The organism is Kitasatospora sp. NPDC056181, from assembly GCF_042266225.1.
Taxonomy (GTDB): domain Bacteria; phylum Actinomycetota; class Actinomycetes; order Streptomycetales; family Streptomycetaceae; genus Kitasatospora.
In genome coordinates, this window is record NZ_JBHJUK010000142.1 from 1 (window position 1) to 21,780 (window position 21,780).

Sequence of the window (21,780 nt, forward strand, 5' to 3'; positions counted from 1 at the left end):
GCACTCCCGGTCTTCGACTGGGAGGTGTTCCGCCGGGGCCCTGCCCGTTCCGCTGCGTCTGTCGGCCGCCGCCCCCGCCGGCGGCGGGTCAGGCCGCGTGGGCGACGGGGCGGCGCGGGGCGATCACCCGGCCGTCGGGCAGCAGTTCGCCGGTGTCCTCGAAGAGCAGGACGCCGTTGCAGAGCAGGCTCCAACCCTGCTCCGGGTGGCAGGCCACCGGTACGGCCGCCTCGCGGTCCTCGGACTCGGCCGACGGGCACTCAGGACGGTGCTGGCACATACGTACCCTCGCTTCGCTCTGCGATCCTCCCCGTGGTGCGGCGCCGTTCGGATGGCCGTCGGGAGCCGCCGCGGTAGTCGGATCCTGTCCGGCGCCGGGCAGGTGTGGACCGGCGCTCAAGTGGGTAGGACAGGTGGTCCTTCCACGCTGGTTCCCAGTGTCGGCATCCCGGGACGATCGCGCAGCCATTTGGTGACATGCGCCACAACCCGGGGGCAGAGATCACCCGTTCGGGTGGCGGCGGACGGAAAAAGCGCCCGGACGGGCCACCAGGTGGCTGGCCCGGTGGGGCCATGCCTGATGGCCCGTCCGGGTGGGGCGGGCGAAGCGGAGCGTGCAACGGCGGCCGGCCGGGGCGACCCGGCGACCGGGGGGGCGACCGGCGGGGGAGCCCGCCGGGGAGCGCTCGGGCAGGGGAGTGCTCGGGTTGGGGAGCGTCCGGGCCGAGGGGTGCTCAGGCCCGGGAGCGTCCGGGCCGAGGGGTGCTCAGGAGGAGCCGAGCAGCAGGGGGCGGCCCAGTGGCGCCCGGGCCAGCACCGGCAGCAGGTCGGCCGCGGGGTAGGCGCGGTGCGCGGTGACCCCGAGCGGGGCCGGCGCCAGCGGGATCAGCAGGTCCGATGCCGCGTCGGCGTCCGGTCCGTGCAGCCACAGCGCCGTCGCGTACTGGCCCGGGAAGGTCAGCAGCCGGGGCTGCCGGCGGGCCCGTGAGGTCTGGGCGAGCTGCCAGGCCTGGCGCAGTGCCCGGACGGTGGAGTCCAGGTAGGGCCCGGCGGTGAAGTGGGAGAAGGTGTGGCCCTCGGCCCCCTGCACCACCTCGGCCGCGGCGGCGACCTCGCTGCCGTCCTTGATCAGGAAGCGCCAGCCCGTCCGCCGGGCGGCGGTGAGCTCCGGGCGCGGCCCGTCCAGGACGTGGACCGCGAGCGGGTGCGCGGGGAGCAGCGGTCCGGCCGGATGACGCAGCGCTGCGGCGGCGGGTTGGCGCAGCGCGTCCTCCGAGTCGAGCGCGGCGAGGACCGCGCGCAGGGCACTGGGCGGGGGCTGGGGGGTCTGCAGAGTCATGGCGGGGTCGCCTCTCCGTGCGAGATCGGCGTGCGAGTGCGGCATACCGGCATGGCGCGGTGTGTCGTCGGTGACGGGACCTGGCCGTGTCCGGTTGTGCATGATCGCGGTGCTGGTACGGCCGCTGCCGTCGACGAGGTTTTCGGAGCAGCAGCGGGCCGGCCTTGGCGCAGTGCGAATTCTATCGAACAGGTGCGCAGGGTGACCTGTTTATCACAGGCGGTGGCGCCGGGCAAGTCGGCGGATGTGCTGAAAGTCCGTCAGTTTCCTTGCATTGCAAGCCGTTCGAAGCAATCGGGTATCGATCTTCGAGGTGGGCATGATGCATGCACGGTCGCTCGGCCGGGCGGCTCAGGAGGAGGGGACCCATGGGCGAGAAGGTCGTGGCGACGCGGGCTGACCTGTCGGACCGGCAGCTCTACCGCCGCAAGCTCCAGTCCTGTCTCGACGCGCTCGGACGGATGCTGCGGGAGGACCGCTTCGACCGGCCCCGGGCGGTGATGGGCCTGGAGATCGAGCTCAACCTGGCCGACGAGCAGGGCCTGCCGGTGATGCGCAACGCGGAGGTGCTCAGCGCCATCGGCTCCAGCGACTTCCAGACCGAGCTGGGCCAGTTCAACATCGAGGTGAACATCACCCCGCACCGGCTCTGCGGCCACGTGTTCGAGGAGCTGCGCGAGGAGATCGACACCGGGCTGCGCTACGCCGACCGGCGGGCGGCCGAGGCCGGCGCGCGGATCGTCATGGTGGGCATCCTGCCGACCCTGGAACACGACCACACCGGGCTGGACGCGATGTCCCTCAACCAGCGCTACAGCCTGCTCAGCGACCAGATCCTGGCCGCGCGCGGCGAGGACATCACGCTGGACATCGAGGGCGTCGAGCACCTCCAGCTGGAGTCGATCACCATGGTCGCCGAGGCCGCGGCGACCTCGTTGCAGCTGCACCTGCAGGTCACCCCCGAGCGGTTCTCCTCGGTCTGGAACGCCGCCCAGGCGATCTGCGGCCCGCAGCTCGCGCTGGGCGCCAACTCGCCGTTCCTGTTCGGGCGGGAGCTCTGGCGGGAGACCAGGCCGGTGCTCTTCCAGCAGGCCTGCGACACCCGTTCGGCGGAGCTCAAGGCGCAGGGCGTGCGCCCGATCACCTGGTTCGGCGAGCGCTGGGTGGACTCGGCGTACGACCTGTTCGAGGAGAACCTGCGGTACTTCCCCGCGCTGCTGCCGATCTGCGACGACGAGGACCCGGGCAAGGTGCTGGCCTCCGGCGGCGTGCCGCGGCTCGCCGAGATGCGGCTGCACAACGGCACCATCTACCGGTGGAACCGGCCGGTCTACGACGTCAGCGGCGGCGTGCCGCACCTGCGGGTGGAGAACCGGGCGCTGCCGGCCGGGCCGACCGTGGCCGACACGCTGGCCAACGCGGCCTTCTACTACGGCCTGGTGCGGGTGCTGGCCGAGCAGCCCCGGCCGATCTGGACCAGGCTGCCGTTCGAGCGGGCCGACGAGAACTTCCGGCAGGCCGCCCGGTACGGCATCGACGCGGTCTTCCAGTGGCCGCGGCACGGCCGGGCCGGGCGCGGCGGCATGACGACCGTCCCCGCCGTCGACCTGATCCTGAACGAACTGCTCCCGATGGCCCATCAGGGGCTGGACGAGTGGGGTGTGGAGCCGGCCGACCGGGACCGCTACCTCGGCATCATCGAGCAGCGCTGCCTGCGCCGGGTCAACGGCGCCTCCTGGCAGAGCGCCACGTTCCACCGGCTGCGCGAGCAGTTCGGGATGGACCGGCCGGCCGCGCTCGCGGCGATGACCCGGCGCTACGTCGAGTACATGCGCGGCGGCGAGCCCGTCCACACCTGGCCGGTCGGTTAGTCCCCCTCCTGTGGAAGGATGACCGCTCCGGTGGTCGGCCGACGGCCGGAGCGACGCCGCACCGCTGGAGCACGCCGTGACCACCGCCTCGACCGAACCGGAGACCGCGAAGCCGACGCGTCGGCTGCTCGGCGTCGAGCTGCTGACCGTCCTCGGCCTCTCCCTCGGGGCCAGCGGCATCGGCGCGCTGATCAGCTTCACCGGCTCGCTCACCGAGACGCTCAACCTCGGCCAGCAGGTCGCCACCCTGAACGCCTCGCGCGCCCCCGGCCGCCCCTGGCTGGACCTCGCCTGGCAGCTCTACTACATCGGCCGCGGGCTCATGCCGGTCGTCCTGGTCGGCTACCTGCTGGTGCGCGAGGGCGTCTCGCTGCGGGTGCTCGGCTTCGACCTCGGGCAGAAGCTGCGCGACCTCGGCCGCGGCGCCGCAGTCGCGGCCGCGATCGGCGGCTCCGGGCTGGCGCTCTACCTCGCCTCGCAGGCGGCCGGCTACAACCTGACGGTGGCGCCGTCCGGGCTGCCGGACGTCTGGTGGCGGATCCCGGTGCTGGTCGCCTCGGCCTGGCAGAACGCGATCCTGGAGGAGGTCGTCGTCCTCGGCTACCTGCTGCGCCGGCTCGGGCAGCTGGGCTGGTCGTGGCCGGCCGCCGTGGTGGCCAGCTCGGTGCTGCGGGGCTCGTACCACCTGTACCAGGGGGTCGGCGGGCTGGTCGGCAACATGGTGATGGGCGCGGTGTTCTGCCTGCTGTACCGGCGGTGGGGGCGGGTGATGCCGCTGGTGGTGGCGCACGCGTTGATCGACACGGTGGCGTTCGTCGGGTACGCGCTGCTGGCCGGGCACGTCAGCTGGCTGCCGACCGGCTGAACGGCGACCGGAAGGTCGGGGCGCGTGGCGGGCGGGCGAGCAGCCGGTCGACGTGCCGGCGCTCCAGGCCCTGGCCGGGGTCGATCGGGAGCAGGACGCGGTCGCGGCGCCAGAACGCGTTGCGCACCAGCCGGCCGGGGATGACGTCGTCGATCCAGGCGAACGGGCGGCCGCCGGCGTAGCGCAGCAGCGGTGCCCACTTGCGGGCGGAGAACAGCTCCATCAGCGGCACCCGCGGGTCGCCGGGCTGCGGGAGGTAGCCGGTGAAGCGGACCACCGGCAGGTCGGGCAGGCCGATCGCCGGGGCGACGTGGGTGTTGGCGTGCTCCTCCCAGGTGGTGGCCCAGACCAGCTCGTACGCCTCGGCCAGTTCGCGCAGCCAGCTGCCGTGCCGGGCGGACAGCAGCACGGTGTGGCCGAGCAGGGTGTGCGCGTCGAAGTCGCCGTCCGGCCCCGGGCAGACCGGGTTGAGCACGCCGTCGACGTCCAGGAACAGCAACGGCTTCGGCATCGGTGCCCCCAGGAGTGACTCTGTCATCACCTGGTCGGACGAGCGGCGCCCGTCGGTGGTTGCGGACCGGAGGGCGCACGCGGGGGCGCACCGGGCGCGTCAGCGTGCGGAGGCGGGCTCCGAGGGTGCGTCGGCGGGCCGGCCGACGGTGCGCCGGGAGAGGCGGCGGACCTGCGGGTCGAGCAGGACGACGGCGCTCAGCACCAGGCAGAGCGCCGTACACGCCCAGAGGGCGCCGGACAGGCCGAGCGTGTCCGCGGCCGGGCCGGCCAGTGCCGTGCCGACCGGGGCCAGCGAGAGCGAGCCGAGGTGGTCGTACGCCGAGACGCGGGAGAACGCCTCGGCCGGTATCTCCTGCTGGAGCGCGATCATCCAGTTGACGCCGAAGACGGTGACCCCGGCGCCGGAGAGGAACATCGCCGCGACCAGGGCCGGCAGCGGCGCGGTCAGGGCCAGCGCCAGGGCCGGCAGGCCGAAGAGGAAGACGCCCCAGTTGCCGACCAGCAGGATCCGCCGCGGCTGCCAGCGGACCATCACCAGGCCGGTCACCACCAGGCCGACGCCGTGTGCGGCCAGGGCCAGGCCCCAGTCGCGGGCCCCGCCGAGCCGCTGCTCGGCGACGATCGGCCCGTACACCGCGTCCACGGCGGTGATGCAGGCCATCAGCACGGCGAACTGCAGCACGATCACCCAGAGCCAGCGGCGGGAGGCGAACTCCTGCCAGCCCTCGCGCAGGTCGCGCAGCATGCCGCCGCCGGGTTCGGCGGGCGCGGCGGCCTCGGCCTCCAGGAGGAACCGCAACGAGGCGGCGAGCAGGAAGCAGCCGGCGTCCAGGGCGAGCACCCAGCCGGGGCCGACGGCGGCGGTGAGGGCGCCGCCGAGTGCCATGCCGCCGATCTGGGCGGAGTTGAGCGCCAGCCGGAAGACCGAGAAGGCCCGGCCGGCGTGCTCGGCGGACACGCTCTGCAGGATCATGCCCTCGGAGGCGGGGGAGTAGAAGGCGTGGCCGGCGCCGCCCGCGGCGGAGAGCAGCATCAGCTGCCAGAGCTGGACGTTCCCGGCCAGCACCAGCGCGGCCAGCACGGCCTGCGAGACGGCGCTGAACAGGTTGGCCGCGACCATGACGTGGTGGCGCGGCAGGCGGTCGGCGAGCGCACCGCCGACCATCAGCAGCAGGACCACCGGGACCAGCCGGGCGGCGGTGACGTAGCCGACCTCGGCGGTGGAGCCGCCGCTCTCCATGACGGCGAAGGCGGTGGCGATCGGGGCGCCGGCGTTGCCGAGGCCGCTGATCACGGTGGCCGCGGTCTGGATGCGGAAGTTGCGGCCGGCCCAGGGGAAGCGGCCTCGCTGCGGGGGTGGGGGAGGGCTCTGCACCTGGTGACTATGACTGGGGAACTGTCAGCTGTCCAGCCGGTTTTCGGGTCTTACCGGCCCTTCGGCGCGGGCCGCTGCCGGACGGCTATCCGAGGTGCCCCCAGAGGAAGCTGAGTGTGCGGCGCCAGGCGATCCGGGCCTGGAGCGCGTCGTAGGTGCCAAGCAGGTTCTCGTCGTTCATGAAGGCGTGCCCGGCCGGGTAGAAGTGGATCTCGGGCCGGACGTCGGTGGCCTCGCCGATCCGGATCGCCGCCTCGTCGACGGCGTCCATCGGGATCGAGCGGTCGTGCTCGGCGTAGTGGCCGAGGACGTGGGCGGCCAGGCCCCGGTAGTCGAAGTCCGGGTCGGGCGGCAGCCCGTAGAACGGGACCGCCGCCGCCACCCGGTCGCCCTCGGCGGCGGCCAGCAGCAGGGCGAAGCCGCCGCCCATGCAGAAACCGGCCACCCCGACCGCGTCGCCGACCACGCCGTCCAGCCCGAGCAGGTGGTCGACCGCGCCGCGCAGGTCCACCACGGCCCGCTCGACCGGGAGTTCGCGCTTGAGCCGGGCGGCCTCGGCGGTGTCGTGGGTGGTCGCGCCGCCGAAGAGGTCCGGCGCGAGGACGGTGAAGCCCTCGGCGGCGAAGCGGTCCGCCATCGCCGCGACGTGCGAGGTGAGGCCCCACCACTCCTGGACCACCACCAGGCCGGGGCCGACGCCCTGCGGTGGCCGGGCCAGGTAGCCGTGGGCCTCGCGGCCGTTGCTCGGGAAGGTGACGTTCTGCCGGGAGCCGCCCTGCTCAGGCATGGCTTCCTCTCGGTGGGACGGGCCGCCGACGGCGGCGTGGACGGTGCTGCTGCGGACGGGGGTGCGGACGGGGGTGGCGTGGACGGTTGCGTGGACGGCGGTGCCGCGGGCGGTGGGTCAGCCCATCTCCTCCAGCGCGCGGCCCTTGGTCTCCCTGATGCAGAAGGCCACGAAGGGGATGGAGAGCAGCGCGAAGCAGGCGTAGATCACGTACGTCGCCGACAGGTTCCAGTCGGCGAGGTCGGGGAAGCTGACCGTGATCGCCCAGTTGGCGATCCACTGGGCCGAGGCGGCGACGGACAGGGCGAGCGCCCGGATCCGGTTGGGGAACATCTCGCCGAGCAGGACCCAGACCACCACGCCCCAGGAGAAGGCGAAGCAGAACACGAACACGTGCGCGGCGACCAGCGCGACGGTGGCGTACGTGTCGGCCAGCGTGGCGGTGTCGCCGGTGCCCTGCCGGTAGGAGAAGGCCCAGGCCGCGGTGCCCAGGGAGAGCGCCATGCCGGCCGACCCCGCCAGCGCGAGCGGCTTGCGGCCGATCCGGTCGACCAGCACCATCGCGACCACGGTGCCGATCACGTTGACGATCGAGGTGGAGAGGCTGATCAGCAGCGAGTTGGCCTCGTTGATGCCGACCGACTGCCAGAGGAACGAGGAGTAGTAGAAGATCACGTTGATGCCGACGAACTGCTGGAACACCGAGGCGCCGATACCGACCCAGACGATCGGCAGCAGCCCGAACCGGCCGCCCAGCAGGTCCTTGATCCGGGGTTTGTGCGAGGACTCCAGCACGGCGCGGATCTCGGCGACCCGGGAGTCGAGGTCCACCCCCTCGCCCTCCACCTCCAGCAGGACCTTGCGGGCCTGCGCCTCGCGGTGGTCGGCGATCAGGTAGCGCGGGGACTCCGGGATGGCCAGCGCCATCAGCCCGTAGACCAGGGCCGGGACCGCCTCCACGCCGAGCATCCACTGCCAGGCCTGGACGCCACCGAGGTGGCCGGTGGACTCCCCGCCGGCGGCCTGGTTGAGCGCCCAGTTGGCGAGCTGGGAGACGGTGATGCCGAGCACGATCGCCATCTGCTGGAAGGAGGCCAGCCGGCCGCGGTAGGCGGTGGGAGCGACCTCGGCGATGTAGGTGGGCGCGATGACCGAGGCGATGCCGATCGCCACGCCGCCGACCACCCGCCAGGTGGCGAGCACCTGGATGGTCGGCGGGAACATCGAGCCGACGCCGCTGATCGCGAACAGCACGGCGGCCAGCAGCATGGTGCGGACCCGGCCGAGGTGGTCGGCGAGACGGCCGGCGGCCACCGCGCCGGCCGCCGAGCCGAGCAGCGCGATGGCCACCACGAAGGCCGTCTCGCCGTTGCCGACCCCGAAGTGCTTCTGGATGCCGGTCACCGCACCGTTGATCACCGCGCTGTCGTAGCCGAACAGGAACCCGCCCATCGCGGCCGCGGCGGAGATGAAGACGACGTGCCCGAGGTGCGCCTCGCCGGATGCCGGATGGGTGTGGGTGGTGGTCACACGCGCTCCCCGAGTGGACGGGCCCGCCGGCACGGCCGAATGGGCAGGATTCGTCCCACATTCGATCAGGGGTTGCGTCGGCCCGCCCGGGAACGGGTCCGAACGGGTGACGTCACGTCAGCGCCGTTACCCCGTACGGCGGGCGTTGCGGCGGAGCAGCTGGGCGCGGACGCCCGCGTCCCGGCCGTGCCCGCGCGCGGCGAGCCGGTCCGCGAGGGCGTGCTGCTCGTGGACGGGCTTCTTGTCGTCGTACTTGAACTTGGCCCGCACCTCGCGCACGGTCAGCCGCAGCCCGCGCAGGCCCGGCAGGAGCCGGCCGAACGGGCCGTCACCGGGGGTGACCCGGGTGTCCGGCGTCTCCGGCTGGAAGTGCGCCAGCTGGCGGTTGAGGATCCGCGCCTTCCCGGCCGCGTCCTCGACGACCTCGGCCGTGCAGACGAAGTGCACCGAGGCGTAGTAGCTGGTCGGCGTTCCCGGCTCGCCGCGCCAGTGGCCGGGGGCGAAGGCGTAGTCGTCGGTCACCGCGAGGGTCACCGCGGGGTCGGCGCGGACGGCGGCGAGCAGCGGGTTGGGCGTGGCGAGGTGGAGCAGGATCTCGCCGGCCTCCGCGTCGAGCAGGAAGTGCGTCGGGACCAGCACCGGGCCCTCGCCGTCGCGGCCGTTGGCGGCGAGCAGGCCGAAGTCGCGCCCCTCGGCGAGCCAGGCCCGCCATTCGGCCTCGTCGCCCCTGTCCCAGGACCTGATCAGCATCGGCGGGCCCGTCAGCCGGTGAAGTCGCGCAGGTGCGCGGGGAGCGGAACGGTGGTGGAGGGGTGCGGCACGGGCGTGCCGTACACCGTGGTCACCGGCACCACGCCGGCCCAGTGCGGGAGGCCGAGGTCCTCCTCGTCGTCGTCGGCGCCGTCGGCCCGGGTCTTGGCGGAGACCTCGTCCAGGACGAGGCGGATGACGGCGGTGGCGGCCAGCTCCTTGGCGTTGGCCGGGCGGACCTCGGCGGAGCGGCCGGGGACGGTCTGGTCGACCAGCGCGTCCAGCGCGACCGACAGCTCCTCGGGGTCGGTCACCTGGTGGGCGGTGCCGTGGGCGACCACCGAACGGAAGTTGATCGAGTGGTTGAAGGCGGACTTGGTCAGCACCAGGCCGTCGACCAGGGTGACGGTGACACAGACCGGCAGGCCCTCGTCGCCCTTGGCGCCGCGCATCGGCCGGCTGCCGGTGGAGCCGTGGATGTAGAGGCGGTCGCCCACCCGGGCGTAGATGGTCGGCAGCACGACCGGGGCGCCGTCGGCCATGAAGCCGAGGTGGCAGAGGTAGCCGGCGTCCAGAATGGCGTGGATGGCGTCCTGCTCCCAGGTCGCACGCTCCTTGTAGCGGGTCGGGGTGGTGCGCGGGGTGCGGGAGTAGGACGCGGCGCTGCCTGACATGACAACCTCTATGTACTAGTGCATAATCTGTTTTGTGCTAGGAGACTATCCGATCAAGGGGCGGCGCGCCAGCGAAATCGCGGCCGACGTCGAGCAGGGCGTCAGCTCCGGACGGCTCGCGCCGGGTACCGCGCTGCCCCCGCTGCGCGACCTGGCCGGCGAGCTCGGCGTCAACCCCAACACCGTCGCCGCCGCCTACCGGCTGCTCCGCGACCGGGGCGTGATCGAGACCGCCGGCCGCAAGGGCAGCCGGATCCGCCCGCGGCCCGCCACCACCCCGCGCGACCAGATCCGGATGCCCGTCCCGCCGCACGCCCGCGACCTCTCCAACGGGAACCCGGACCCGGCGCAGCTGCCCGACCTCACCCCGGCCCTCGCCGCCGCGGCCGAGGCCGCCCGCCGGGACCCGGTTCGCTACGGCCACCCCGCCGCCGACCCCGGGCTGCTCGCCCTCGCCGCCGAGGGGTTCCGCGCCGACGGCCTGCCCGCCGGTCCGGTCGCCATCGCCTCCGGCTCGCTCGACACCATCGAACGGATCCTCGTCACCCGGCTGCGCCCCGGCGACACCGTCGCCGTCGAGGACCCGGGTTGGGGGAGCCTGCTGGACCTGTTGCCGGCGCTCGGGCTGCGCGCCGCGTCCGTCCGGCTGGACGACGAGGGGCCGCTGCCCGACGCGCTCGCCCGGGCGCTGGAGGGCGGCGCCCGCGCGGTCATCGTCACCTGCCGGGCGCAGAACCCGACCGGAGCCGCGCTGACCGCCGGGCGGGCGCAGGCGCTGCGCGCGGTGCTGGCCGAGCACCCCGGCGTGCTGCTGATCGAGGACGACCACGGCCACGGCATCGTCGACCAGCCCTACCACCCGCTGGCCGGCGCCGGGTCGGAGCACTGGGCGGTGGTCCGTTCGGCGGCCAAGGCGTACGGGCCGGACCTCCGGCTCTCCTACGCGGTCGGGGATGCGGAGACCATCGGGCGGGTGTTGGGGCGCCAGCGGCTGGGCGCCGGCTGGGTCAGCCACCTGTTGCAGTGCACCGTCGCCGAACTGTGGCGCGCCGACGCCGCGCCGCCGGCGCGGGTGGCCGCCGCCTACCGGGCGCGGCGGGACGCGCTGATCGGCGAGCTGGCCGCGCGCGGCATCGAGGCCCACGGCGCCAGCGGGCTCAACGTCTGGGTGCCGGTCCCGGACGAGACCACCGTGCTGGGCGCGCTGGTGCAGCGAGGCTGGGTCGCGGCGCCCGGAGCGCGGTTCCGCGTGGAGTCCCCGCCCGGCCTGCGGATCACCGTGGCGGAGCTGGATCCCGCCGACGCGCGGCGGCTGGCCGACGATCTGGCGGCCGTACTGGGAACGGGCGGTGACGTCTCGCGACTGATCTGAACCGACCGGTAACACAGCGAGAAACCTGGTGCAGATACCTAGCGGTAACAAGCGCGGGCATGTCATGTTCTCCTCGCCACCGGCCGGCGGCCTACCCTCACCTACGCGTCTCCCCGCCCCCACACAGCGGGCGAGACCGACCGCAGGAGTTCCGCCGTGCCCGAAATGTGTTCGAGCATCACCCGCAGAACCACCCGCTTCACGAGGCGACTGCTCGCCGCAGTCCTCACCCTTCCGCTGAGCGCGGCCGGCCTGGTCGCCTTCGCCGCCGCCCCCGCCCGGGCCGCCACGCCCTCCGGTGCGACGGCCAGCGTCAGCATGGGTGACAGCTACATCTCCGGCGAGGCCGGCCGCTGGAAGGGCAACTCCGTTGTCACCAGCGGCAGTCGGGCCAGTACCGACCGGGCCTGGACCGGCAGTGCGTACGATCCGGCCCGGGTGTACGGCGCGACCTACGCGAGCGGGTGCGACCGCTCGGACGTCGCCGAGGTCCGCAGTGCCCCCGTCACGCAGACCCAGCTCAACCTGGCCTGCTCCGGAGCCGTCGCCGCCAACGTCTACCGCGCCGCCAACGGCGGCCAGTCGTTCAAGGGCGAGGCCCCGCAGGCCGACCAGCTCGCGGCCGTCGCGAGCCAGTACAACGTCAAGCTGATCACGCTCTCGATCGGCGGCAACGACCTCGGCTTCTCCGATGTGATCACGACCTGCGTCTCCGACTACCTGGTCTGGTACTCCTACTGCAACGACGACCAGCAGGCCGCGATCGACTCCCGGATGCCCGCCGCTATGGCCGGCGTCGGCAAGGCGCTGGACGAGATCCGGGCCGTGATGTCCGGCGCCGGTTACACGGCCGGGGACTACCGGATCGTGCTGCAGTCCTACCCCTCGCCGATCCCGCGCAGCGCGGAGATGCGCTACCCGGAGAGTGGCTGGAGCCGCTCCGACACCGGCGGGTGCCCGTTCTGGAACGGGGACGCCGACTGGGCGCGGGACTCGCTGGTGCCGCAGATCTCCCGCGCGCTGGCGGGCGTCGCGGCCTCGAAGGGTGCGCAGTTCCTCGACCTCGGCGACATGCTCCAGGGCCGTGAGGTCTGCTCCAAGGCGACCCGGCAGGCGACGTCCACCACCGCCCCCTCCGCCACCACCAGCGAGTGGGCGCGGTTCGTGGACGCCGGGCTCAGCTCCTCGCAGGGCACCGTGCAGGAGTCGATGCACCCCAACTACTACGGCCAGCAGGCCCTCGGGCAGTGCCTGACCCTGCTGTACGCGCGGCCGAGCGGCAACTACGCGTGCCGCAACACGGCGGGGCAGGATGCTAGCGGGATGTACCTGACCGCGAAGTAGCCCGTGCGGAAAGGACGTTGCCCCCTGCCCCCGGTCATCGGGGGCAGGGGGCGGCGGCTGTGCCGGTTCGGGTCAGCCCTTGGCGAGCAGGGCCTGGGCGTGCGCCCGCACCTGATCCTTCGTCAGGTAGGCGTCGGTGTACTCGAAGTCGCGCAGCCGGGCGGGCTGGCGGGCCAGGAAACCGGTGCGGACGAAGTCGTCGCCGGCGGTGGCGTTGAGCAGCCAGTTGGCGCCGACCCGGAACTTGGCCACGTTGGTGCGCATCGCCATCAGGTGGTAGCCGCGGGCCACCAGCTGGGCGGGGACGCCGCGCAGCTCGACACCGACCGGCTTGGACACCGCGTCCTTGCCGCCGAGGTCCACCACCAGGCCCAAGTCCTTGTGGTAGTACGGCTCCAGCGGCTGGTTGCGCAGCGCCGCGATCACGTTGTTCGCCACCGCCCGGCCCTGGCGGGCCGAGTGCTGGGCGGTCGGCGGGCAGACCGCGCCGTCGCCCTTGGCGAGGTCCGGCACCGCGGCCGCGTCGCCGAGGGCGAAGACCCCCTCGAACTGCGGCACCCGCATCTCGGCGGTCACCGCGACCCGGCCGCGGACGGTCTCCGCGTCCAGGGTGCCGATCAGCGGGCTGGCCGCGACCCCCGCCGTCCAGATCAGCGTGCGGCAGGGGAGCACCCGGCCGTCGGTGAACTTGACGGACTCGGCGCCGACTTCGGCCACCGAGACGCCGAGCGAGACCTCGATGCCGCGGCCGCGCAGCACCTCCAGGGCGGCGGTGCCGAGGGCGTCGCCCAGCTCGGGCATCAGCTTCGGGGCGATGTCGATCAGGTGCCACTTGATCTGCCGGGCGTCCAGCCGCGGGTAGCGCTGGGCCGCCGCGGTGGTCAGGCGCTGGAGGCAGGCCGCCGTCTCGGTGCCCGCGTAGCCGCCGCCGACCACCACGAACTGGAGCCGGGACTCGCGCTCCTTCTGGTCCAGGGTGGCCGAGGCGAGGTCGAGTTGGGCGATCACGTGGTCACGGACGTAGGTCGCCTCGGCGAGCGTCTTCATGCCGCGGGCGTAGTCGGTGAGGCCCGGGATGTCGAAGGTGCGGGTCACGCTGCCGGGGGAGAGCACCAGGTAGTCGTACTTCTGCGCGACCACCTCGTCGGTGATCTTGCGGACCACGCAGACCTTGGAGCGCGGGTCGACCCCGATCGCGCCGCCCGGGACGATGTGGGTGCGGCGCAGCGACCGGCGCAGCGAGACCGCGACCGACTGCGGGGTGAGGACGCCGGCCGCCACGTGCGGCAGCAGCGGCAGGTAGAGCTGATAGCTGAACGGCGTGACCAGCGAGATCTCCGCCTCCGAGGGCGAGAGCTTGCGTTCGAGGCGGCGAGCGCACTCCAGTCCGGCGAAGCCGCCGCCCACGATCAGGATCCGAGATCGTTCCATCGCTCATCCTCACAGTGCAGGTCGTACCGCGCGGGGTCCGAGGCCACTACTGCCCGCCACACTGGCACGGTGCGGTGCGGGGTGCCACCGGGGCGGCGCGGATGGCGGAGGCGGTGGCGGACGCCGTCCGGGAGGGCACCGGCCGCGCAGGTGCCCGATAGGCTGTCCGGCGTGCTCCCCGAGGTGACGGCGGTCCGCTACGTGACCCCACTGCGAGAAGGCGGCTCGATGCCGGGCCTGGTCGAGGCCGACGACCGGCGGCTCTACGCGCTGAAATGGGTCGGCGCCGCGCAGGGTCGCAAGGCCCTGGTGGCGGAGGTACTGGCGGGTGAACTCGGCCGCCGGCTCGGCCTGCCGGTGCCGGAGCTGGTCACGGTCGACCTCGACCCGGTGCTCGCCCGCAGCGAGCCCGACCCGCAGGTCCAGGACCAGATGCGGGCCAGCGGCGGCGTCAACCTGGGCATGGCCTTCGTCAGCGGTGCGCTCAACTTCGACCCGCTCTGCTTCGACGTGGACGCCGGTCTGGCCGGGCAGGTGCTCTGGTTCGACGCGCTGATCGGCAACGTGGACCGCTCCTGGCGCAACCCCAACCTGCTGGTCGCCACCGGCGGCCTGCGGCTGATCGACCACGGCGCCAGCCTGATCTTCCACCACCACTGGGCCGGCGCCGCCGGGTGGGTCCGCCGCCCGTACGACGCCTCCGACCACGCGCTGTTGCGGGCCGAACCGGACCTGGTGGCGGCGGACAAGGCGCTCGCCCCCCTCGCCGAGGCGGCGGTCGAGGCGGCGGTGGCGCAGATCCCGGACGTCTGGCTGGTGGACGAGCCGGGGTTCGACTCGCCCGAGGCGGTGCGCGCCGCGTACCGCGCCCAGCTGACCGGGCGACTGGCCGGTCCGCGCGACTGGCTGCCGGAGGTGTCCGCATGACCGGGTCCGTACCGCCGGCCGCCCTGCCGGCCGTCGCCGAACTGCACGACTACGAGTACGCGGTGATCCGGGCGGTGCCGCGGGTCGAGCGCGGCGAGTGCGTCAACGTCGGTGTGCTGCTGTACTGCCGGCAGAGCGCGCACCTGGCCGCGCGGACCCACCTGGACCAGGCCCGGCTGCTGGCGCTGGACCCGGTGGCGGACGTCGCCGGGGTGCGGCGGGCGCTGCACGGGATCGAGGCGGTCTGCGCGGGCGGTCCGGCGGCCGGTCCGGCCGCGGCCGACAGCCCCGGGCAGCGGTTCCGCTGGCTGACGGCGCCGCGCAGCGCGGTCGTCCAGCCGGGCCCGGTGCACACCGGTCTGACGGCGGACCCGGAGGCGGAGCTGCGGCGGCTCTTCGACCAGCTGGTGCTCTAGAGGTGCCGTTCGGGCGGTTGGCCCGAGGACCTTTGCCGTGGTCAAAGCTTGAGTTGCTGAAGCACTCGGCCGTACGCTGACCCCATGGGTTCGACAGCGACGACGACCGTACCGACCAACGCCGAGCTGATGGAGGCGCTGGCCGCCGTCGGCGCCGCCTACTTCCAGGACTTCGCGGCCGCGGCGGCCCGGCACGGGCTCTCCTCCTCGCAGGCGAAGGCGCTCGGCGCGGTGCAGGAGCCGGTGCCGATGCGCGCGCTGGCCGGGCGGCTCGGCTGCGACGCCTCCAACGTGACCGGGATCGTCGACCGGCTGGAGTCGCTGGGCCTGGCCAACCGCGAGGCGGCGGCCGGTGACCGGCGGGTCAAGATCGTCGTGATCACCGGGCAGGGCCGGGAGATCCTGGGCCTGATCCGGGCCGAGATGGCCCGCACCCACCAGGCCTTCGAGGCGATGACGGACGACCAGCGGGTGTCGCTGCACTCGATCTGCGCCCAGGTGCTGCCGGTGCTGACCGGCCGGGCCGCGGGCGGTCAGTAGTCCCCGACCGCCCCGCCCGCGCTTCCGCCCCCGCCCCGCCGGGCGCGGGTCAGGGCGCCAGGAGGCGCAGGGCCGTGCTCTCGGCCAGTTCCTCGGCGTACGGGGGCAGGGTCGCGCCGGCGCGCAGGTGACGGCGGGCGATGGCGAGCGGCAGGTCCACCAGCGCGAGGGCCACGCGTGCGGCGTCCACCGGGGCGGTCGCGTCGAGCCGCCGGGTGAACGCCGCCACCGCCGCCCGGATCCCGGCGTTGCCGCGGTCCGCCCGTGCGGCCTGTTCGGCGGGCCACTCGGCGCGCCCGAAGTCGTCCGGCCCGTAGGACAGCAGCGCGGCCCGCAGGGGGTTCCGCCGGCACCAGGCGACCGCCTCGCGGGCCGCCGCCGTACCCGCCGTCGCCGGGTCGCCGGGTGTTTCGAGGGCTTCCAGCCAGGTGGTCTGGAAGTCCTCCACGGCGCGCAGCCAGAGCGCGGCCAGCAGGGCGGGCCGGTGCGGGAACCGGTGGTACAGCGAGCCGCTGGGGGCGCCGGCCGCCTTGGCGACGGCGGCCATGGTGACGGCGGCCGGTCCGGCCTCCGCGGCGAGGCGGGTGGCGGCGTCCAGTAGCAGGGATTCGTCGAACCGGGGTGGCCTGGGCATGTGGGGGAGAGTACTGTGCCGGTATTGGAGAGTTCTCTCTATAACCGGCCGGGGAGGCCGGGGAACCGGGGTGGTGCTGTGGCGGGGCTGGCCGTGGTCAACGTGCACGAGCGGGTTCTGACGGCGGGGGAGGACGAGGTCGGCGCGCTGGTGGACAGCCTGGCCGCCGGTCCGGCGGACCGGCTCTGGCCGGTCTCCGGCTGGCCGGCGATGGTGCTGCGGCCCGGGCTGGAGGAGGGCGCCGCGGGCGGGCACGGACCGGTGCGGTACACGGTGGCGGCGTACGTCCCCGGGCGGTGGGTGCGGTTCGCCTTCACCGGGCCGCGCGGCTTCGACGGCTTCCACGAGTGCACCGTCCACCGGGCGGACGGCGGGCGGACGGTGCTGCGGCACACCCTGGCGATGCACGCGCGCGGCCCGGCGCTGCTGAGCTGGCCGCTGCTCTTCCGGCCGTTGCACGACGCGCTGATCGAGGACGCCATGGACCGGGCCGAACGCGCCTGCACGGGCGCGGTGGCCCGGCCGGCGCGCTGGAGCCCGCTGGTCAGGCTGCTGCGACGGGCGCTGCGGGCCGGGGCGCGACGGGGCGCGGGGTGAGCGGGGTGGTCGGGGTGGGCGGGCGTTGTGGGGAGGGGGTGCGGCCGCCGCGTGCGGGCCGCGAGAGGATGGCGGTCCGGCCCACCCGATCCGGCGGCGTTCCGGCTGACCTCGGCTGTTAGGCTTGCGAAGCGTGAGCGCGAAGCCCCAGATCCCCAATGTCCTGGCCTCCCGGTACGCCTCGGCGACCCTGGCCCAGCTGTGGTCCCCCGAGCACAAGGTGGTCCTTGAGCGCCACCTGTGGCTCGCCGTCCTGAAGGCCCAGCAGGACCTCGGCGTCGAGGTGCCCGCGGGCGCCGTCGCCGACTACGAGCGGGTGATCGACCAGGTCGACCTCGGCTCGATCGCCGCCCGTGAGCGGGTCACCCGCCACGACGTGAAGGCCCGGATCGAGGAGTTCAGCGAGCTCGCCGGCCACGAGCAGATCCACAAGGGCATGACCTCCCGGGACCTGACCGAGAACGTCGAGCAGCTGCAGATCCGCCAGTCGCTGGAGCACGTCCGCGACCGGACGGTCGCCGTGCTGGTGCGCCTGGGCCGGCTGTCCGCCCAGCACGCCGAGCTGGTCATGGCCGGCCGCTCGCACAACGTCGCCGCGCAGGCCACCACGCTGGGCAAGCGCTTCGCGACCGTCGCCGACGAGCTGCTGGTCGCCTTCCGCCGCCTGGAGGAGCTGATCGCCCGCTACCCGCTGCGCGGGATCAAGGGCCCGGTCGGCACCGCCCAGGACATGCTGGACCTGCTCGGCGGCGACACCGACAAGCTCGCCGAGCTGGAGCGCCGGGTCGCCGGCCACCTCGGCTTCGACAACGTGCTGACCTCCGTCGGCCAGGTCTACCCGCGCTCGCTGGACTTCGAGGTGCTCACCGCCCTCGTGCAGCTCTCCGCCGCGCCGTCCAGCCTGGCCAAGACGATCCGCCTGATGGCCGGCCACGAGCTGGTCACCGAGGGGTTCAAGGAGGGCCAGGTCGGCTCCTCCGCGATGCCGCACAAGATGAACACCCGCTCCTGCGAGCGCGTCAACGGCCTGGCCGTCATCCTGCGCGGGTACGCGTCGATGACCGCCGAGCTGGGTGGCGACCAGTGGAACGAGGGCGACGTCTCCTGCTCGGTGGTCCGCCGGGTCGCGCTGCCGGACGCGTTCTTCGCCTTCGACGGCTTGCTGGAGACCTTCCTGACCGTCCTCGACGAGTTCGGCGCCTTCCCCGCCGTGATCGAGGCCGAGCTCGACCGCTACCTGCCGTTCCTGGCCACCACCAAGGTGCTGATGGGCGCGGTGCGCGCGGGCGTCGGCCGGGAGACCGGGCACGAGGTCATCAAGGAGCACGCCGTCGCCTCGGCGCTCGCCATGCGGGCCGGTGCCCGGGAGAACGAGCTGCTGGACCGGCTGGCCGCGGACGAGCGCATCCCGCTGGACCGGGCCGCCCTGGACGCGCTGCTCGCCGACAGGCTCTCCTTCACCGGCGCGGCCGGTGCGCAGGTGGCCGAGGTGGTCCGCCGGGTCGAGGCCGTCGCCGCCGCCTACCCCGAGGCCGCCAAGTACGCGCCCGGTGACATCCTCTGACGTTACGTCAGGCCTTCGAGGGCCCCGTCGCCGATCCGGTGGCGGGGCCCTCGCCGTGTTCGGGGGCCGTCGCGGTGCCGGGGTGGCCGGGGTCCAGCGGCGGGGCGTTGGTGCCGCAGGAGTAGCGGCAGTCCGGCTCGGCCACCGGATGGTCCTCGGGAGCGAGGACGTTGCCGCGGACGGTGGCGGCCGCGATGAGCCCGCCCGTGGCCAGCAGTCCGGCGCAGATCAGCATCGCGGTGTGGAAGGCCGCGTCCACCGAGGCGGGCACCCGGTAGGCGTCGCCGCTGAGCCCGGCCAGTGCCGGCAGTGCCGCGACCGCGAGCAGGCCGGCCGCGCGGGCGGCGGCGTTGTTGACACCGCTGGCGATGCCCGCGTGCCGGACCTCCACCGCCGCCAGCACGGTCGCCGTCAGCGGTGCGACCAGCAACACCATCCCGCAGCCCATCACGGTGACGGCCGGCAGCACGTCCGTCCAGTACGAGGCGTCCGCGCCGATCCGCAGCATCAGCAGCACGCCGACCGCGCAGAGCAGCGGGCCCACGGTGAGCGGCAGCCGGGGGCCGATCCGCTTGCCGAGCCGGCCCGCCCGGGCGGAGAGCGTCAGCATCAGCAGGGTGATCGGCGCCAGGGCGAGCCCGGAGACCAGCGGGGAGAAGCCGGAGACGATCTGCAGCTGCACGACCAGCAGGAAGAACACCCCGCTGAAGGCGGCGTAGACGCAGAGGGTGACCAGGTTCACCGAGGTGAACAGCCGGGAGGAGAAGAGGCCGAGCGGCAGCATCGGCTCCCGGGTGCGGCGTTCGACCACGACGAAGGCCGCGCCCAGCAGCAGCCCGGCCACGCCGGTCACCCAGACCCCGGCGGAGAGCCCGTCGCCCGCCGCCGTCAGCGCGTAGGTGACGGAGCCGAGGGCCAGTGCGGCGAGCGCCGCGCCGAGCACGTCGAACCGTCCGGTCGCGCTCTCGTCCCGGGTCTCCGGCACGTGGCGGGCGGCCACCAGGACGACCAGGGCGGCCAGGGGGACGTTCAGCAGGAAGATCCACCGCCAGCCCGGGCCGTCCACCAGCCAGCCGCCGAGGAAGGGGCCGACCGCGGCCGACACCCCGCCGAGGCCGGACCAGAGCCCGACCGCCGCCGAGCGGTCGTCCGGGTGGTAGACGGCCTGGAGCATCGCCAGTGACCCGGGGGTGAGCAGGGCCCCGCCGATTCCCTGGACGGCGCGGGAGGCGACCAGCACCTCGATGGTGGGCGCGGCGGCGCAGGCCGCCGAGGCGGCGGCGAACCAGACCACGCCGAGCAGGAAGACCCGGCGCCGGCCGTACCGGTCGCCGAGCGCGCCGCCGAGCAGGATCAGCCCGGCCAGGGTGAGCAGGTAGGCGTTGAGCGTCCACTGCAGGGCGGCGAGCGGGGCGCCGAGATCGGTGCCGATCCGGGGCAGGGCGACGTTCACGACCGTGCCGTCGAGCATCGCCATGCTGGAGCCGAGCACCGTCGCCAGTAGTACCCAGCGGCCCTGCGCGGTGCCCAGGCGCAGGGTGCCGGCCTCGGAGGTGGCCACGGCCCGATCGTCCGCCCCGGGGGCTGACGTGACAAGGGTCACCGGGGGTGTGTCGGTGAATGGCTTTCCGTAGGTGATCGCATGCGGACGGACACCGAAATCGGCGGAGCGTCGTGGATCAGTGGCGCGCGGTTAATCGATTGTGCACGTACTGTGCAGCCGATCATTCGGAGCGTCACTGTGTCCCCGGCTTTTGTTGCCGGTTCAAGAGATCGACATTGCTTCACCCGGACGGATGGGTTTTAGTTCAGCGACCGCCCGGCGTTGGCCCGGGTGGCCACCGGGTGGAACGCCTAGTCCTGCCGCTGCCCGGTGGTACGAACTGAACTCTGTACGGCAGGAGCGGGGGACCCAAAGGTAAGTCGCCGGACCGGAATTCACGGTCCGGCTTGGGGTGAAGCCGCGCATGCGGCCGGGCAACTCCAGCCCGAACCCGACAGCTCACCTCGCAGGCGTCGGAGAGGAAATCCCCCATGGCCGTACAGGCTCGTCGTATCGCCCTGCCCCGCGCCGCCCGCATCGGTATCGCCACCGCCGTCACCGGCGCCGCGTTCGCCCTTCCGCTGGTGACCACCATCAGCGCCCAGGCCCACACCGCGCCGGCCGCGAAGCCCGCGCAGACCAGCACCTGGACCGGCGCCACCAGCGTCGACGCCGCCCCGGCCGCCGCCGCGCAGCCGGCGGCCGAGGCCCCCGCCCCGGCCGCCGCTCCCGCCGCCGCCCCGGCCGAGGAGAGCTACAAGGTCGTCGGCGGGGACACCCTGTCGAAGATCGCCAACGCCAAGCACGTCGACGGCGGCTGGCAGGCGCTGTACGACCACAACCGCACGGTCGTCGGCACCAACCCGAACCTGATCTTCCCGGGTCAGAAGCTCGCGCTGGGCGCCAAGGCCGCTGCCGCCCCGGCCGCCGTCCCCGCCGCTGCCAAGCCGGCCGCCCCCGCGAAGTCCGCCTCGCAGGACTCCGTGAAGCCGGCCGCCCCGGCCGCCGCCCCGAAGCCGGTCCAGGCCGCCAAGCCCGCGCAGGCCCCGGCCGTCAAGCCGGCCCCGGCCGCCGCGAAGCCCGCCGCCCAGACCCCCGCCCCGGCCCCGGCCGCGGTGGCGAGCACCTCCGGTTACGTCTCCCCGATCGCCAACCCGAAGCTCGGCACCGCCTACGGCGTGGCCGGCTCGATGTGGGCCTCCGGCCACCACACCGGCGCCGACTTCGTCGCCTCCACCGGCACCCCGCTGCGCGCCGTCGCGGCCGGCACCGTGGTGAAGGCCGGCAACGGCGGCGCCTACGGCAACGAGGTCGAGATCAAGCTCGCCGACGGCAAGTACGCCCAGTACGCGCACCTGTCCTCGATCGGCGTGAAGATCGGTCAGACCGTCACCGCCGGCCAGCAGATCGGCCTCTCCGGTGCGACCGGCAACGTGACCGGCCCGCACCTGCACTTCGAGATCCGCACCGGCTCGGAGTACGGCTCGGACATCGACCCGATCGCCTACCTCCGGGCGCACGGCGTCTCCATCTGACCCTCCGGGCAGAGACCACCGCAGGGTGCAGGGCGAAGTGATCTCCGGGATGGTCATGTCGGGTGACCGCTCGACCGGGTGATCTCCGCACCTACGGCGGAACAACGGGCGCGGGACACGCCCAGGCCGGCCCCGCGCCCGAAACGCCAAAGCGGGCCGGGGCCGCCGCCCGG

At 73.8% G+C, this 21,780-nt stretch carries 21 protein-coding genes and 1 riboswitch; of the genes, 10 read left to right on the top strand and 11 right to left on the bottom strand.

Annotated elements, in window-relative coordinates; all coding sequences use genetic code 11:
- Positions 1–88 precede the first annotated feature (88 nt).
- Both ACFC1F_RS35325 and ACFC1F_RS35330 read right to left on the bottom strand, forming a co-directional pair.
- The gene (locus tag ACFC1F_RS35325; protein ID WP_148641485.1) at positions 89–280 is read right to left on the bottom strand and encodes a DUF5999 family protein; all 192 of its coding nucleotides are present in this window, start codon (positions 278–280) and stop codon (positions 89–91) included.
- Positions 281–766: 486 nt separating this feature from the next.
- Positions 767–1,339, bottom strand: coding sequence for a hypothetical protein (locus ACFC1F_RS35330; RefSeq protein ID WP_376164654.1), 573 nt, complete (start codon positions 1,337–1,339; stop codon positions 767–769).
- 368 nt (positions 1,340–1,707) lie between these two features.
- Here ACFC1F_RS35330 and ACFC1F_RS35335 point away from each other — a divergent pair, with 368 nt between their 5' ends.
- Positions 1,708–3,210, top strand: coding sequence for a glutamate--cysteine ligase (locus ACFC1F_RS35335; RefSeq protein ID WP_209412589.1), 1,503 nt, complete (start codon positions 1,708–1,710; stop codon positions 3,208–3,210).
- Positions 3,211–3,286: 76 nt separating this feature from the next.
- Positions 3,287–4,075 carry a CPBP family intramembrane glutamic endopeptidase gene (locus tag ACFC1F_RS35340; RefSeq protein ID WP_209412588.1) on the top strand — a complete coding sequence of 263 codons (789 nt, stop codon included), beginning with the start codon at positions 3,287–3,289 and terminating at the stop codon, positions 4,073–4,075.
- Here ACFC1F_RS35340 and ACFC1F_RS35345 read toward each other — a convergent pair.
- From ACFC1F_RS35345 to ACFC1F_RS35370, 6 genes are all read right to left on the bottom strand, one after another.
- Positions 4,053–4,613 (bottom strand): HAD domain-containing protein, encoded by a 561-nt coding sequence (locus ACFC1F_RS35345; RefSeq protein ID WP_376164657.1) that lies wholly within the window; start codon positions 4,611–4,613, stop codon positions 4,053–4,055. The genes ACFC1F_RS35340 and ACFC1F_RS35345 overlap by 23 nt on opposite strands.
- Positions 4,614–4,685: 72 nt before the next feature.
- Positions 4,686–5,963, bottom strand: a complete 1,278-nt coding sequence (locus ACFC1F_RS35350; protein WP_376164659.1) for an MFS transporter — start codon at positions 5,961–5,963, stop codon at positions 4,686–4,688.
- An 85-nt stretch (positions 5,964–6,048) separates the two neighbouring features.
- Entirely contained in the window at positions 6,049–6,750 is a 702-nt protein-coding gene (locus ACFC1F_RS35355; protein ID WP_376164661.1) for a dienelactone hydrolase family protein, read from the bottom strand.
- A gap of 117 nt (positions 6,751–6,867) precedes the next feature.
- A complete protein-coding gene (locus tag ACFC1F_RS35360; RefSeq protein ID WP_374106033.1) occupies positions 6,868–8,202 on the bottom strand; it encodes a sugar porter family MFS transporter in 1,335 nt (444 codons plus the stop codon).
- 204 nt (positions 8,203–8,406) lie between these two features.
- Positions 8,407–9,030, bottom strand: coding sequence for an FMN-binding negative transcriptional regulator (locus ACFC1F_RS35365; protein WP_376164663.1), 624 nt, complete (start codon positions 9,028–9,030; stop codon positions 8,407–8,409).
- Positions 9,031–9,041: 11 nt separating this feature from the next.
- Positions 9,042–9,704 carry a pyridoxamine 5'-phosphate oxidase family protein gene (locus ACFC1F_RS35370; RefSeq protein WP_376164665.1) on the bottom strand — a complete coding sequence of 221 codons (663 nt, stop codon included), beginning with the start codon at positions 9,702–9,704 and terminating at the stop codon, positions 9,042–9,044.
- Positions 9,705–9,738: 34 nt separating this feature from the next.
- Here ACFC1F_RS35370 and ACFC1F_RS35375 point away from each other — a divergent pair, with 34 nt between their 5' ends.
- Both ACFC1F_RS35375 and ACFC1F_RS35380 read left to right on the top strand, forming a co-directional pair.
- On the top strand, positions 9,739–11,076 hold the full coding sequence (locus ACFC1F_RS35375; RefSeq protein ID WP_376164667.1) for an aminotransferase class I/II-fold pyridoxal phosphate-dependent enzyme: 1,338 nt from the start codon (positions 9,739–9,741) through the stop codon (positions 11,074–11,076).
- Positions 11,077–11,241: 165 nt separating this feature from the next.
- Entirely contained in the window at positions 11,242–12,420 is a 1,179-nt protein-coding gene (locus ACFC1F_RS35380) for a GDSL-type esterase/lipase family protein (RefSeq protein WP_376164669.1), read from the top strand.
- A 72-nt stretch (positions 12,421–12,492) separates the two neighbouring features.
- Here ACFC1F_RS35380 and ACFC1F_RS35385 read toward each other — a convergent pair whose 3' ends face one another.
- Complete coding sequence (locus ACFC1F_RS35385; protein ID WP_209412580.1) at positions 12,493–13,851, bottom strand: NAD(P)/FAD-dependent oxidoreductase; 1,359 nt, start codon at positions 13,849–13,851, stop codon at positions 12,493–12,495.
- Positions 13,852–14,022: 171 nt separating this feature from the next.
- On the opposite strand from ACFC1F_RS35385, the gene ACFC1F_RS35390 reads away from it, so the two are divergent.
- From ACFC1F_RS35390 to ACFC1F_RS35400, 3 genes are all read left to right on the top strand, one after another.
- Positions 14,023–14,778, top strand: coding sequence for a HipA family kinase (locus ACFC1F_RS35390; protein ID WP_174315593.1), 756 nt, complete (start codon positions 14,023–14,025; stop codon positions 14,776–14,778).
- Positions 14,775–15,194, top strand: coding sequence for a DUF3037 domain-containing protein (locus tag ACFC1F_RS35395; RefSeq protein WP_148641474.1), 420 nt, complete (start codon positions 14,775–14,777; stop codon positions 15,192–15,194). The genes ACFC1F_RS35390 and ACFC1F_RS35395 overlap by 4 nt, the downstream gene beginning before the upstream one ends.
- Positions 15,195–15,278: 84 nt before the next feature.
- Positions 15,279–15,734, top strand: a complete 456-nt coding sequence (locus ACFC1F_RS35400; RefSeq protein ID WP_209412578.1) for a MarR family winged helix-turn-helix transcriptional regulator — start codon at positions 15,279–15,281, stop codon at positions 15,732–15,734.
- A 49-nt stretch (positions 15,735–15,783) separates the two neighbouring features.
- On the opposite strand, the gene ACFC1F_RS35405 is transcribed toward ACFC1F_RS35400, so the two are convergent.
- A complete protein-coding gene (locus tag ACFC1F_RS35405; RefSeq protein WP_376164672.1) occupies positions 15,784–16,368 on the bottom strand; it encodes a TetR family transcriptional regulator in 585 nt (194 codons plus the stop codon).
- Positions 16,369–16,455: 87 nt separating this feature from the next.
- Between ACFC1F_RS35405 and ACFC1F_RS35410 the strand changes: the two genes are divergently transcribed.
- Positions 16,456–16,965, top strand: coding sequence for an SRPBCC family protein (locus tag ACFC1F_RS35410; protein ID WP_376164678.1), 510 nt, complete (start codon positions 16,456–16,458; stop codon positions 16,963–16,965).
- Positions 16,966–17,098: 133 nt separating this feature from the next.
- A complete protein-coding gene (gene purB, locus ACFC1F_RS35415; protein ID WP_209412576.1) occupies positions 17,099–18,529 on the top strand; it encodes an adenylosuccinate lyase in 1,431 nt (476 codons plus the stop codon).
- A 7-nt stretch (positions 18,530–18,536) separates the two neighbouring features.
- On the opposite strand, the gene ACFC1F_RS35420 is transcribed toward purB, so the two are convergent.
- Positions 18,537–20,090: an MFS transporter gene (locus ACFC1F_RS35420; protein WP_376164674.1), complete on the bottom strand. Its 1,554-nt coding sequence runs from the start codon at positions 20,088–20,090 to the stop codon at positions 18,537–18,539.
- 310 nt (positions 20,091–20,400) lie between these two features.
- A riboswitch (cyclic di-AMP (ydaO/yuaA leader) is annotated at positions 20,401–20,558 on the top strand.
- 5 nt (positions 20,559–20,563) lie between these two features.
- Between ACFC1F_RS35420 and ACFC1F_RS35425 the strand changes: the two genes are divergently transcribed.
- Positions 20,564–21,607 carry a peptidoglycan DD-metalloendopeptidase family protein gene (locus tag ACFC1F_RS35425; RefSeq protein WP_376164676.1) on the top strand — a complete coding sequence of 348 codons (1,044 nt, stop codon included), beginning with the start codon at positions 20,564–20,566 and terminating at the stop codon, positions 21,605–21,607.
- Positions 21,608–21,780 lie beyond the last annotated feature (173 nt).